This is a genomic window from Pelotomaculum schinkii (assembly GCF_004369205.1).
GTDB lineage: Bacteria > Bacillota > Desulfotomaculia > Desulfotomaculales > Pelotomaculaceae > Pelotomaculum_C > Pelotomaculum_C schinkii.
This window is the reverse complement of record NZ_QFGA01000001.1, coordinates 572,449-585,803: the sequence shown is the minus strand read 5'-3', so window position 1 is coordinate 585,803 and position 13,355 is coordinate 572,449. Positions and strand designations below refer to the sequence as shown.

The 13,355-nt window shown below is 50.3% G+C and carries 14 protein-coding genes; 13 read left to right on the top strand and 1 reads right to left on the bottom strand.

Going from position 1 to position 13,355, the window contains the following annotated elements; all coding sequences use genetic code 11:
• Positions 1-167 precede the first annotated feature (167 nt).
• The 10 genes from Psch_RS02915 to Psch_RS02870 all read left to right on the top strand — a co-directional run bounded on the left by Psch_RS02915 (position 168) and on the right by Psch_RS02870 (position 9,153).
• Positions 168-1,823 carry an S-layer homology domain-containing protein gene (locus tag Psch_RS02915; protein ID WP_190239065.1) on the top strand — a complete coding sequence of 552 codons (1,656 nt, stop codon included), beginning with the start codon at positions 168-170 and terminating at the stop codon, positions 1,821-1,823.
• A gap of 227 nt (positions 1,824-2,050) precedes the next feature.
• On the top strand, positions 2,051-2,269 hold the full coding sequence (locus Psch_RS02910) for a cyclic nucleotide-binding domain-containing protein (protein ID WP_190239064.1): 219 nt from the start codon (positions 2,051-2,053) through the stop codon (positions 2,267-2,269).
• Positions 2,270-2,688: 419 nt separating this feature from the next.
• Positions 2,689-3,429 carry a hypothetical protein gene (locus Psch_RS02905; RefSeq protein WP_190240305.1) on the top strand — a complete coding sequence of 247 codons (741 nt, stop codon included), beginning with the start codon at positions 2,689-2,691 and terminating at the stop codon, positions 3,427-3,429.
• 78 nt (positions 3,430-3,507) lie between these two features.
• Entirely contained in the window at positions 3,508-4,374 is an 867-nt protein-coding gene (tsaA, locus tag Psch_RS02900; RefSeq protein ID WP_206663713.1) for a tRNA (N6-threonylcarbamoyladenosine(37)-N6)-methyltransferase TrmO, read from the top strand.
• Positions 4,371-4,634: a putative Se/S carrier-like protein gene (locus Psch_RS02895; protein WP_134217346.1), complete on the top strand. Its 264-nt coding sequence runs from the start codon at positions 4,371-4,373 to the stop codon at positions 4,632-4,634. The genes tsaA and Psch_RS02895 overlap by 4 nt, the downstream gene beginning before the upstream one ends.
• A gap of 18 nt (positions 4,635-4,652) precedes the next feature.
• Positions 4,653-5,792, top strand: a complete 1,140-nt coding sequence (locus Psch_RS02890) for an aminotransferase class V-fold PLP-dependent enzyme (protein ID WP_190239063.1) — start codon at positions 4,653-4,655, stop codon at positions 5,790-5,792.
• 410 nt (positions 5,793-6,202) lie between these two features.
• Positions 6,203-6,775: an ECF transporter S component gene (locus Psch_RS02885; RefSeq protein WP_243124021.1), complete on the top strand. Its 573-nt coding sequence runs from the start codon at positions 6,203-6,205 to the stop codon at positions 6,773-6,775.
• Positions 6,776-6,929: 154 nt separating this feature from the next.
• Positions 6,930-7,622 (top strand): energy-coupling factor ABC transporter ATP-binding protein, encoded by a 693-nt coding sequence (locus Psch_RS02880; RefSeq protein WP_190239061.1) that lies wholly within the window; start codon positions 6,930-6,932, stop codon positions 7,620-7,622.
• Positions 7,612-8,331 (top strand): energy-coupling factor transporter transmembrane component T family protein, encoded by a 720-nt coding sequence (locus Psch_RS02875; RefSeq protein ID WP_190239060.1) that lies wholly within the window; start codon positions 7,612-7,614, stop codon positions 8,329-8,331. Before Psch_RS02880 ends, Psch_RS02875 begins: the two co-directional genes overlap by 11 nt.
• Positions 8,332-8,397: 66 nt before the next feature.
• Positions 8,398-9,153, top strand: coding sequence for an energy-coupling factor ABC transporter ATP-binding protein (locus Psch_RS02870; protein WP_190239059.1), 756 nt, complete (start codon positions 8,398-8,400; stop codon positions 9,151-9,153).
• 194 nt (positions 9,154-9,347) lie between these two features.
• Here Psch_RS02870 and Psch_RS02865 read toward each other — a convergent pair whose 3' ends face one another.
• The gene (locus Psch_RS02865) at positions 9,348-10,541 is read right to left on the bottom strand and encodes a pyridoxal phosphate-dependent aminotransferase (RefSeq protein ID WP_190239058.1); all 1,194 of its coding nucleotides are present in this window, start codon (positions 10,539-10,541) and stop codon (positions 9,348-9,350) included.
• 193 nt (positions 10,542-10,734) lie between these two features.
• Between Psch_RS02865 and Psch_RS02860 the strand changes: the two genes are divergently transcribed.
• From Psch_RS02860 to hisG, 3 genes are all read left to right on the top strand, one after another.
• Positions 10,735-10,929: an AbrB/MazE/SpoVT family DNA-binding domain-containing protein gene (locus tag Psch_RS02860; protein ID WP_190239057.1), complete on the top strand. Its 195-nt coding sequence runs from the start codon at positions 10,735-10,737 to the stop codon at positions 10,927-10,929.
• Between the two features lie 152 nt (positions 10,930-11,081).
• Entirely contained in the window at positions 11,082-12,233 is a 1,152-nt protein-coding gene (locus tag Psch_RS02855; RefSeq protein ID WP_190239056.1) for a LysM peptidoglycan-binding domain-containing protein, read from the top strand.
• A gap of 112 nt (positions 12,234-12,345) precedes the next feature.
• On the top strand, positions 12,346-13,215 hold the full coding sequence (gene hisG / locus Psch_RS02850; RefSeq protein ID WP_134217337.1) for an ATP phosphoribosyltransferase: 870 nt from the start codon (positions 12,346-12,348) through the stop codon (positions 13,213-13,215).
• Positions 13,216-13,355: the final 140 nt, after the last annotated feature.

Genomic DNA, 13,355 nt, shown 5'->3' with positions numbered 1-13,355 from the left:
GGTTGATCGTAAAGGTATGAACGGACCGGCAGCATTACCTGAACGGGCAGGCTTTGCAGTTGATGCGTAAACTACCCTGCAGGACTCTACCCCACGGCTTTCAGTGAAGCTTCAGCTGGATCAAATTAGAATTGTTTCCATTACCAAGAGAGAGGATGAACATAACAATGTCCAGGAAAATCCCGATGATTTTAATTCTGGCTTTGCTGGCGGCCTTGCTGGTTCCTTCTTTGGCGTTTGCCGTCAACGTAACTTTGACCCTCAGCAGCAACACAGCCAATCCAGGGGATTCAGTGACTGCTTCGGGTATAGCCGATCCGGATACGTGGGTTGCCATAAAAGTACTTGACGGTGCCAAAAGCGTCATAGTATTAGACCCCGTAAAATCTGACGTAAACGGCAACTACAGTTGCACCTTTAAAGTGCCCCCGGATTTTAGCGGCTCTACCCTGATTGTCGTTGCCGGGTATGGTGAGAATGTGGACACCAAAGAACTGACGATCGGCGGCGGTGGCAACGTTGCCGACAACACACCGCCCGTATGGCCGTCCGGCAGCGCGCTCACGCCTTCCGAAATCGGGCAGACCAGCCTGACCTTGACCTGGACGCCCGCTACGGATAATGTGGCTGTAACTGGCTACACGGTTTTCATAGACAGCGCCCTGTACAAGACCGTAAATTCCGGCACGCTTACCTGCACGGCCAGCGGCCTGAGCGCGGGTACCCAGTACACCTTCAGGGTTGAGGCGGGCGATGCTGACGGCAATTGGAGCACTACCGGACCAAGCGCGACAGCCAAAACTAAAACTGAATCGGGACCCGGCAGCAGCGGTGGTCCCACTTCTTCGCCGCAAGCGGTTGACACCACGACCGGCTCAGCCAGCGTAGCGCCCGGCCTTGGCGGAAAAATCAGCCTCGGCAGCGACGTTTCAATCGAGATTCCTTCCGATGCATTAAACGGTACGGCCAATGTGACCGTTACGATTAGGAAGGTGAACAGTCCCCCGGCAATACCTGCGGGTTTTTCGCTGCAGGGCAACGTCTTCGAGTTTACTGTGGGAGGTAATGCGAGCTATAGTTTCAATAAACCGGTTACTCTGACTTTTACCTATGACCCGGACTCCTTGGCAGACGGGGAAATACCAGCCATATATTACTACGATGAAATATCCGCCCAATGGGTTAACCTGGGCGGTGACATATCCGGCGATACCATCACGGTTACGGTGGATCACTTTACCAAGTTTGCGGTGCTGACCAAGGAGGTAATGCGTGCGGCAGAGCAGCAGCCGCTAGAGCAGCAGCCGCAGTTTTCCGATGTCCCGGCATCCTACTGGGCCAGCGATGTTATCAATAAATTGAGCGGGCAGGGTTATATCAACGGTTATCCGGATGGATCATTCAGGCCCGACAACAGCATCAGCCGTGCTGAATTTGCCACTGTTTTGGTCAAAGCTTTCAAACTGCCGGCTGCTTCAGGCAAGGTGTTTGACGATACTGCCAATCACTGGGCGAAAGATCATATTGCCGCAGCCAATGCCGCCGGCATCGTCAGTGGTTACAGCGAGAACAGTTTCGGACCGGATGATCTGATCACCCGTGAGCAAATGGCGGTAATGATTGTCAAAGCAGCTAAAATTGAAGCGGCAACTGAAGAAATAACCTTTACCGACGGCGACGCGGCTTCCGCCTGGTCTAAAGACGCTCTGGCTGCGGCAGCGCAAGCCAAGATTATGCAGGGTTATCCTGACGGTACCTTTGCTCCCCAAAATAAAGCTACCAGAGCCGAAGCCGTCACGGTTATCGCCAACGCTCTCGAGTAAAAGCCTGCGGGCGCACAGAAGGGTATGCATTCAGGCCATATCATACAGGAAAACCCGTCCGTCAACTGCCACAGCGGATTGCCGAAGAGTTCGGCGCTGCAGTAGGAAAAAGGAGGCACAGGGGGCTTCCCCAGCGCCCCCCCTTCTAAAAAAAGGAAACACCCGTGTTTGAGAGTCCTCTGCAGCGGCCCCGCTGATGAATCAAAAGGATGGAGCGAAACCCCGTGATGAATTCCAAAAAAATTTACAAAGCAAACGGATTGGCGCTTTTGCAAAGATCCACACTCTTTGCTGGTTTTTCAGAAACGGAGCTTTTGGATCTCTATCCGGCGCTGCAGCCGGTACTGAGAAGGTATACCAAGGATAGCGTTGTCATAGACGAAGGGGACGCCGCCGGGCAGATCGGGTTTGTTGCAAGCGGCAGAATCGCGGCAGGGACACGCTAAAGAATATAGGCATGCCGGCTCCCCGGCTATGGCTTCAGCCAGTCTATCGGCCTATCGGACGCTGGGCGTCCGTGACAACGACCCGTTATATGAACAATTATCCACCCAATTTTTGCAGTCAGAATTAGTCTTTAAGGCCTATTGTTATTGACTTTAATTATATGATTAATTATCATTGACTTGTGTTTAGCTGTGTTTTGTTATGTATTTTCATTGTTGCCGTTTGGCTGCAATACGTCGTTTTAAGATTACGTCATGTTATCTTGGTTTATGTTTTTTTGTGTTTAAAAGCTATCGCAGCTGCCGCTTTGTTGGAAATAGAAGGGGGGGGATATGACAATACCACCATTGGTGGTTATCACCGGAGGCGGCAGATTCGGCAGGAGAGGCAATATATCTAAAAGGTGGACTGGTTACTCATGTTGGTGGTGGCATTAAATAACATAGGGGCTGCGCCTGACAATAGTTTTAAGTCAGGGTTTTTAAAAGCGTTTTCCGGTTTCCAAACTGTCAAGCTCAGTCTTTGTGCTGTTTCAGCGGAAAAACAGCTGCAGATTTGTCAGCCGGAGCCGGAGGAGGAGCTGCTGAGGAGTGTACTGAAATCTTCAGATATGTCGGAACCCTTATTGGAGCTTCAAGGGAGCGGCGATAGACTGCAAAAAGCGGTACGCTCCATGTTTTTTCCCGGCCGGGAAAGGAAGTATGAGAAATTTTTACTGACTGGTTGCGATGGTATAACCTACTTCCCCTGGGCCGTGCAAATTGTTAATGTGTATTTGCCTGCGCCAGGCTGGGAGCAGAAACTGGAATGGATACGAAAGGCGGATGTTATTGTTTTATACGGTTCCGAAAGTGAAGAGAGCAGGGGATTTACGACCGAAGCTAAAAGGCTCCGTCCGGATGTTCCCATTTTTATAGAAGAAGCCGGACAATACTTGTCAGGCGGGTTGAAAGATTACTTGAGGGATTTATTTTTATCCTATTTAAAAAATAGGATAAAAATAAAGGAAGTGTTAGAGGAGCAAAAGACGGAGCAACAGATAGAGTGCGGACAGGCGCGTCAAGTGGCTGAGACACTGGGGGTCGATTTATCTCTGGTCGGCAGTGTATGCGATGAGTCCGGTTACAGGATAACGCGCTGCGGCTTGGGTTGTTTTTAGCAGGTTGCTATTTGCCGCCAGCGCGATGCCGATCACGTGAAGCAGTATGAATGAACTACAGGAGGGGCTAAGAGTAATATGGTCATTATGCCGAAAGAACCGATTTCCATCAGGCCGGTCGGTGTTGTGGTTTCCGATTTTAAAGAATGCAGCCGTACTTTTGACTACAATAAAGAAAGCATGGTTTACATGAGAGAAGATCTCACCGATGCGCTGATTGGAATTGAATACTTTTCTCATATTCATGTGGTTTATTATCAGCATCGCAGGGAAGATTGGCTAAGATTGATTGAATGGGAACAAGACGAACCGCCAATAACATTACCCTTTGCCAGCGAACCGGCTTGCCAGGGAGTATACTCCACCCGGTCGCCGTCCCGCCCTTCAGCGATGGGTTCTTGTGTAGTTGAGCTTCTCAAGCGGGAAGGGAACCGTCTTTATGTCAAGGGTTTGGACGCCCTCGATGGAACTCCCGTCCTGGATATAAAAATTTATATCCCCCATTATGATGCCTTCCCTTTGGCGGAAACACCGTTAAATTGGTGTATGGGGCATGAGCTAATCACCACTTCGCGGCATTTTCACTGGGATACCGTCAACACCGGGCTGACTCTTGGGCTCAGGACAGGCGCCAAAGCGATGCAAATTTTAGGTATCGGCCGTGGGGAAGCGGTTAGGGCGGAAATAGCCGGCGGCCATTTTTTTGCGCAGGGCATTGAGGGCGCTACCGGGTGCAGTGTTTTACGGGGTAATTTGTTTTTTGAAGAGCTTCATACATCACCGGGACAGTGGAAGCTCCTTCTTGCGGATAATAGCAGGGAAGTAGAAATTCGTCTCAACGATCATATTTACGCAGGAGCGAGTGAGGTGCTGGAGGTCGACGAGTACGTATTGTTTGCAGCCGTGCAGGTAAGGGAAAAAAATAACTGTGAGGATCGGCAATGATATATGCGCTGGCAGTTTTTCCCTCAGTAAGTCAGGTTAACCAAATGAAAAACCGGCTCAATAAAAACAGTGAATATTATGGCATGGTCCGGGCTCCGCACTGCATAGCTGCCGGGGGGTGCAATTTTGCGCTCCGCTTTGATGAGGACAAACTCTCAATAGTAAAGCATGCGGCACAAGAATTAGGGGTTGCCATACAAGGTATTTACAGAGAGGAAAAACAGGACGACGGAGACAAGGTATATACCAAAATCGAGTGAGCAATGAGGTGCTTCGGCATGATATACCTTGATAACGCTGCTACTTCATGGCCTAAACCCGCTGCTGTTTACCGGGAGATGATCAGATGTATCAAAGAATACGGAGCCAATCCCGGGCGAAGCGGATATCGGATGGCCATACGGGCCAGCGAGAAAATATTTGAATGCAGGGAGAATCTCGCCAAACTGTTCGGTATCACAGACCCGTTGCGGATTGCTTTTACAAGCAATGCGACCGAAGCCATCAACCTGGCCGTTAAAGGATTGCTGGTACCGGGCGACCACGTGGTCCTGTCGAGTATGGAGCATAATGCGGTGATACGCCCTCTTAAAAAGCTGGAAACCGCAGGTGTGCAAGTTTCTGTTGTGAAAACGGGTCCGGGTGGGAAAATTGACAGCGCAGATATTGCCGAACATATCAGGCGCAATACAAAGCTGTTGATCGCCACCCATGCGTCCAATGTCACGGGTACGGTGAATGATCTGGCGTCTCTCGGCCGGTTGGCGAAAGAACATAAAATTGCTTTTATGGTGGATGCCGCACAGACAGCCGGCAACATCCCTATAAATGTAGAAAGAATGAATATCGACCTGCTTGCTTTTCCCGGCCATAAAGGGCTGTTGGGCCCGCAGGGTACGGGGGGCTTATATGTACGGGCAGGAATAACACTGGATACATTAAAGGAAGGCGGTACGGGGAGTTTATCCGAAAGTCCCGATCAGCCGGATTTTTTGCCTGACCGGTATGAGAGCGGGACATTAAACACACCAGGTATTGCAGGATTAAACGAAGGAGTCAAATTCATACTGAAAACCGGCGTCGATAAGATCCAAAACCATGAAAGACAGCTTACCGGATATATGCTTGAGGGGCTTGGCGAAATTAATAAAGTTAAGGTGTATGGAATTGAGGATACCGAACACAGGACCGGCGTTATTTCCATCACCATCGATGGAAAAGACTGCCATGAAGTGTGCGGCGCATTGGATGAGAAATACGATATCGCTGCCAGGAGCGGTTTGCAGTGCGCTTACCTGGCGCATGAAACCATAGGCACGCAGAACAAAGGCACGATCAGGTTCAGCACGGGGTTTTTCAATACCGTCGAGGATATTCATAAAGCAGTAAAAGCAGTAAAAGAAATTGCCGGATCGTAAAGCTGGCTTTTTATGCAGCGGATATGCAATTGCGGAAGTAAATCCGCATAACATTGGAGTGCGGGTCATGCGATTTGCCAGGGCAGTTGTCCAGGGCAGCCGGCAAGCACCGCGTAGCATGGAGAAAACACCAGCCGATGCAGGTGCGATTTCAATCGCACACGGCCGCGTTAGCGCCGGACTTGGGCAGCTAATGTAACATTTGTGCGAATGAACTTTTTGGATTCGCCCTGGGGGCTGAGTAGCTGTCAGCAATTTTCAGGGAAGCAAAAGAACCGTCCCCTTGCTTCCTGTAACTTCTGCGCCAATGAATTCGCACCTGCATTTTTGGGATTCGTTCTGTGAGCTGAACAGCTGTACAGCTATTTTCGGGGTAGCTTGAGGGGGGGTGTAAGTAGAACGTGAGTCTAATGCAAAGGTTTCTGGATAAATTTTCTCTCTATGATTTAATCGTGATAGCCATGATGTCTGCCCTGGGGATTGCCACCAAACCAATAATAGTGCCCCTTGCCCAGATTATCACCGGACCGCTCTTTATCCCCTCGGGAGCCGTGGCAGGCGGGTTCTATATGCTATGGCTGGTTTTGGGATTTGGTATTACCGGTAAGCGGGGTACCATGACCTTGATTGGCCTGGTCCAGGCCATCCTGGTGATGGCCACCGGCATAGTCGGCTCGCACGGCGTACTGAGCCTGGTGACCTACACCATGCCCGGTATTCTGGCCGACCTGGGTTTATTGCTGATTGGCCACCGGGTCTGCTGTTTTCCCTGTGCCTTTCTGGCGGGGCTGTTGTGCAATATCGCCGGCACCATTATGGTGAACTTTGTATATTTCCGCCTGCCTGTGGCGCCTCTGGTCTTAAGCCTGAGCGCCGCAGCCTTGTCCGGCGGGCTGGGCGGACTCGTTGCTTTTAAAATTTTGCAGCAGCTATGGAAATTCCAAAGGCGGGACTGGAAGACAAGCAAAGATGATATCGCTTAGTTTTCCATATGAACGTACCTTCAAGGCCTGACTTATTCATACCATCCCGAATACCATCCCGGTGGGACTTTCGTTTTTTGGAATGTCCCGGTCTGGCCTTTTATGGCCGCCGTACGGCTAAGATATGAGCGTTAAAGCTTCAAGGAGCGCGTCAATGGCATTTTTGGAATTAAGCCGGGTAGTCTTTTCATATCCCCGGAAAATGAAACCGGCATTAGCGGGCATTGACCTGAGCCTGGACAAAGACGGGGTAACGGCGATAGTCGGGCCGAACGGCAGCGGCAAGACCACACTGACCAAGCTGTTGATCGGGGTTCTGCAGCCGACTGAGGGGGAAGTCCGCCTGGAGGGCCGTCCCGTAGCGGGATATTCTCTGGCGGAAATCGGGCGCCGTATCGGCTACGTTTTTCAAAACCCCGACCTGCAGCTGTTTTGCAGCACCGTGGCTGAAGAAGTTGGTTTCGGCCTGGCCAATCGGGGTTGTGAACCTGCGGACGTGCAAGAGAAAGTGGCTTTCTACCTCGATTATTTTGAGCTGACAGCCTACCGTGACGTTTTCCCCCTGTATTTAAGCCAGGGCGAAAAACAGAGGCTGGCGATAGCCGCCGTACTGGCCAATGAACCCGAGTTTCTAATTTTGGACGAGCCCACCATTGGCCTGGATGCCTGCCGTAAAAAAAACTTGGAAGATTATTTAAAGAAAGTTGCCCGGTTGGGTAGAGGCATGATCCTGGTCAGCCACGATGAGCGCTTTGTCGATAAAATGGCGGAACGGGTTGTCACCCTGGCAAACGGCCGGATTCAATCGGATAGCGGGAGGAAGGTAAACGCTGCCTATGAAGCTTGACCCCCGGACTAAAATGGTAATGGCGATTTGTCTTTCCAGCCTGGCCTTGATATACGATACTCCCGGCAGGCTGTTGCTGCTCCTGGCGGCGACCATGGCGCTGCTGCTGTTTTTCCGCTTTAATCCAGGCGCTGTGTGGGGCTACCTCAAACCTTTTTTGTCCCTGATGTTTTTTCTTTTTGTGATCCAGAGCATCTTTTCACCGGGCGGCGCGGTGTTGCTGGCAGCAGGTCCGGTACCCCTGGTAACCAGTCAGGGCCTGTCGGCGGGGGCCAGTGTCGTTTTGCGCATTATGGTGGTCACTGCCGCCGCCATGCTGTTTACCACATTTAGTTCCCGTGACTTTATCTTGGGCCTGGTTCAGTGGAAAGTCCCATACGAACTGGCCTTTATGGTCGCCATCGCCATACGTTTTTTGCCGGTTTTCCGTGATGAAATGATTCATGTGGTGACGGCGGTTCAATTGCGGGGGGTTGAACTGAAGAAGGTGCCCTGGGGAAAAAAGACGGCAATGTACCGGCGCTTGTTTTTCCCCATTGTCTTTGGAGCCATGCTCAAAGCACAGCAGCTGGCGGTGGCCATGGAAGCCCGCGGTTTCAGGGCTTATCCCCGGCGCACTTACCTCAGGCGGCTGGATTTGCGTCGCGCCGATTATGTGTCGATGTTGCTTTTCCTGTCTGTCACGCTGACGCTAATTGGGCTGATGTGATGGTGAAATGGGTGCGATAGTTTCGATTGGGGCTTATAAGTTGCTGCAAGAGGTGTAAGTTTAGTTATGGAAGCTGTGACGGTTCAGGACCTGACTTATCAATACCGGCCGGGAGGTCCTTTCGTATTAAAAGGCGTCGATTTCCAGGTGCCGCGGGGTGAGTTCGTGGTGGTGACAGGCTTAAGTGGTTGCGGCAAAAGCACATTATGTTTTTGCCTCAGCGGGGCTATTCACCACAACCGGGACGGGGTAATGACCGGGAAAATAGCGGTAAACGGCAAGAATATCCAGGAAATGCGGCCAGCCGGTCGGGCGCTTGAAGTGGGCATGGTATTCCAGAATCCTGATACGCAGCTTTTTTCGCAGACTGTGGAAGACGAAATTGCCTTTGCGCCTGAAAATCTTTGTCTGCCGCCTGACCGCATCCGGGAGAGGGTGGAGTCCGTAATTGCGCTTCTGGGAATTGCTGCTTTAAGAGAAGCAAGCCCTTACCAGCTTTCAGGCGGTGAAAAACACCTGGTGGCGCTGGCGGCGGTTTTGGCCCTTGACCCGCCGTTGCTAATCCTGGACGAGGTTTTGTCCCAGCTTGATTCCGCAGGCAAAAAGAAAGTAGCAGCAGTTTTGCAGAGATTGCGCGGTATAGGGAAAACTGTTATTGCCGTTGAGCACAACCTGGAATCGGTTGCTTTTGCCGACCGGTTGATGGTAATGGAAAAAGGGTCGTTAATCCGCTTTGACCGCATGGAAACGATACTTGCGGATCGGGATTTTATGAATGCCAGCAGGCTGCTCTATGACCGCAAAATTTTTAACAGCTTTTAATAAAGTTAATTTGATTAACAGCAGAGGCAATTTTTATGGCTTTTCGAGCCTTGAAAGTGTGGCGTGAAAAAATAGTTTTAAACATATGCTTCCTACAAAAAGCATCCCCCAAGAAATGCTGCTCTTGGGAGATACTTGAATGTTTTCAGGCAAGCATAGTAATAATCATGCTCCAGGACTGTTGGCGGGGGCTATTATGAATTTTTCAACCCCAATTCCGCGGCCAGCGCTTTGAACGCGGGGAGGGAATTCAGAATCATTTGTTTGTCAACGCTGTAGGAGATGCGGAAATAGCCCGGTTTAGCAAAACCGCTGCCCGGCACTACCAGGATGTTGTGCTCTTGCGCTTTCCTGACAAACTCCACGTCATCAGGCAGGGGCGACTTGGGGAAAAGGTAAAAGGCGCCATGCGGTTTCACCATCTGGTAGCCCATTGCGGTTAAATTATCGAACAAGATATCTCTTTTCTCCTGGTATTCAGCAACGTCTGCGTTTTCCCCCTGCAGTCCTGTTACCAGACGCTGCGCCAGTGCCGGTGCGTTAACAAAACCAAGGGTACGGTTGCAGAAGATAGCCCCTTCTATAAACAGCCCGATTTCTTCAATATTGGGGGAAGCGGCCAGGTAGCCTATGCGCTCACCCGGTAGAGACAAATCTTTGCTGTGCGATGTAACTATTATACTGTTTTTGATGTATTTAAAAACACTCGGAACGGTGATATTGTCGTAGACTATCTTGGCATAGGGCTCATCGGAGATGACAAAGATCTGCCGCCCCGTTTCCTGCTCTTTGGCTTTTAGCAGGTTGCCCAGCATAGCCAGGGAATACGCATCGTAAACCACCCCGGTCGGATTGTTGGGGGAGTTGATGATGATAGCTTTTGTCTTGGGAGTGATTGCCTCCTCGATAGCGTGCATGTCCAGCATGAAGTCCTCGTCAGTGTGGGCTATCTGTAACACTCCGCCATGGTTATCAATATAAAACTTATACTCCATAAAGAAAGGGGCCAATACAATTACTTCATCACCGGGATCCAGCAGTGTTTTAAGAGCCACGTTTAATGCCCCGCCGGCGCCGCAGGTCATAACTATGTGGTCCTCGGTAAATGGAAGGCCGGTTTGTCCGGTTAATAACTCGGCGACTGCCCGGCGCGTGTCGGCATAACCGGCATTGCTCATGTAGCGGTGCATTCCTTGTACAGGCTCAAGGGCTAATTTCTTAAGCCTTTCTTTTATCGCTTTGGGAGGTTCTCCACTCGGGTTGCCGAGAGAAAAGTCATAAACTTTTTCCGGACCGTGAATTTTTCTTAACCGTTCTCCTTCCTCAAACATTTTGCGGATAAAGGAAGCGCCTGCTAGGGAAGATTCAATTTTTTTTGAGATAGCCACCGATTACACCCCTTATGTAAAATGTTTATGTTGTTATCTTACCTCATTCTACAAATTTTTCAAAGCATTCTTTGTTTATATCATGATCGGGGAAGAGTGACAAAACCTTGCAAGAAAATACCCTGGATAAGGTTGGAGGGTTGCTCTATAATTAAATTAGCCGGCGGTTAACATACACAAAGAGGAGGATACTATGGGGAGCTTGTCATGTCTTACTCCAAACGGACAGGTTACTATTCCGCGGCAAATACTTAAAACCCTCGGGATTGGGGCAGGAAATCAGGTTTATATCAACATTGAGAAAGGGCGCCTGGTTTTGAGAAGGGTTGAGGTAGTCACAGAAAAAGAGAACAGTAATACCAGGGTTGAGGCAGTTCCTTTTTTCTAGAGAATGTAACCTACAATTAAAGATTCAGAAGCCCGCCGCTTGGTTTAAAGCCTTAGACGGGCTTTTTTCTTTGTTTGTCGCTGACTGTGTTCATATAAATTGGAGGTGGGAGCATACACTTACAATAAAATAAGTAAAGGTGTGGTCAGGTTATGCCTCTGTCGCTAACCAGATTATTGTGGTCCCGGGAGTTGGACGGCCCGGTCCTGGTTAACTGGGGAGTTATTACTGGAGAAAGAACGAATCTTGTTGCAACATCAGGAACCAATCTTTTTTTGTTTAGTCCGTCTGAGGATGGTTATAGCCTTAGCGCAGCCCTGGATATTGGAACTGAAGTGTTGAGCCTGGCTGTAGGACTGCCGGGTCCTGCTCTTGATCATATTGTGGTAGGGCTGGAGGACAGAGTTGCGGTGTACGGCAGCAGGGAGGGAACCCTTCTGTTGCTGGCGGAGACTGCCCCCGAGAGTGGCGCCCGCTATGTGGATGTAGCCCTTGCGGATATTGACAACGATGGCCGGGAGGAAGTCATAGCAGCGGCGGAGGGCAGGAATGCTCTTTATTTTTACAGGCAGACCGGTCAGGCTCCAGGCGAGGTGCGACTTGATCTTCTGGCCATCAGAGCGCTGCCCGGAGCCCCACAAAAGGTTGCAGTTGTTATGAGAAGTGGGGACCTGCTCCCCTTGACAGCTGCAGCCTACAGTACAGACGGAAGTTCCGGTATCATTACCCTGATTTTTACCGAACGGGGTTTTGCCGAAGGCCCGGCTCAGGAGAATTTGTCTGCCCGGGTAGCTTCCTTAACAGCAGGCAATTTGCGGGAAAGATTAGATGAACAACTGGCCTGGGGTGGTCAAGACGGTTTTGTAAGGGTTGTTGAAGTCAACCAGGAGCTCAATACTGTACTGACTACGGATAATTTGGGAAGCTCGGTACCGGCTTTGACCGCCGGAAGGCTGGTCGGAGACGGTTTTGAAACGCTGGTTGCCGGTACCCCGGAGGGTTATTTATTCGGTTTCAGTGCGCCGGTTCAATCCACCAGTCCGGATTGGGCGTTGCAAGCGGGCCGTTCTGTAAATGATCTGGAAGTAAGCAGTGAAGGATTACTGGGCCTGGGTACCCGGGACGGGTGGCTTCAGGTGTGGCTGCTTTCCGGCAGGGGCAAAAGCGTACATGCCGTGGTTCCCGGAGACACTCTGACCTCCATAGCACGTAATTACAATACCACAATGGAGGCTATCATTGAATTGAATAGCGGGCTAAACCCCGACCTGATTTTTGTCGGCCGGTACTTGGCCATCCCGTGATCATACTTTTAACTTGTAGTGAACTCCTCATGGTATTGACACTACAGTAGCCTATAGGTATACTTTTACAATATAGCAAGATGAACAGTAAAAATCCGAGGAGGAGTATTTTTTGAAGTTGCGTTTGGGTCTACCTAAAGGCAGCCTCCAGGAGGCTACCTTTCAGCTTTTTAAACAGGCCGGTTTTGAACTGACAGTTCGCAGCCGGTCATATTTCCCAACGATCAATGACCCCGAATTGGAAGTCGTACTGATGCGGGCGCAGGAAATTCCCCGCTATGTCAACGATGGGGTACTTGACGCCGGTTTGAGCGGCCTTGACTGGATTATGGAAAACGAGGCTGATGTGGTTGAGGTTGCCGACCTGATTTATGCCAAGAACACTTCCAATCCTATCCGGCTGGTTATCGCTGTGGCCAACGACAGTGACATAAAGACTGTTGCTGATCTTAAAGGCAAGAGAATCGCCACTGAACTGGTCCGGGTCACTGAGAAATACCTGAAGTCAAACGGTGTAGACGCCTATGTTGAGTACTCTTACGGGGCGACGGAGGTAAAAGTGCCTCACCTGGTGGATGCAATCGCCGATATTACAGAAACGGGCAGTTCAATCAAGGCTAACAACCTGCGGATCATAGCCACCGTTCTGCAGTCCACAACCAAACTCCATGCCAACCGGAACGCGTGGAAAGATCCCTGGAAAAAAGAAAAGCTGCAAAATTTGTCCGTACTGCTGCAGGGGGCGCTACGGGCCAGGTCAAAGGTAGGCCTCAAGATGAATGTTCCGGGGGATAAACTGGCTAATATTCTGGAAGTGCTGCCCGCCATGAAACAGCCCACGATCTCACAGCTGGTCCAGAGCGACTGGGTTGCAGTGGAAACAATTTTAGAAGAAATACAGGTGCGCGACCTGATCCCTGCGCTTAAAAGGGGCGGCGCGCAGGACATCATTGAATATCCCTTATCAAAGGTCATTCCATAAGAACAAAACATGATTTTGACCACAAAAAACCGGCGGTTACCGCCGGTTTTAAAATTCCCTGGGCTTGCAGATGATTTCTTTTACCCTGGTGTCAAAAATACAAATAAATATAAGCCCGGCCTGCGGGAATACTTAAACTA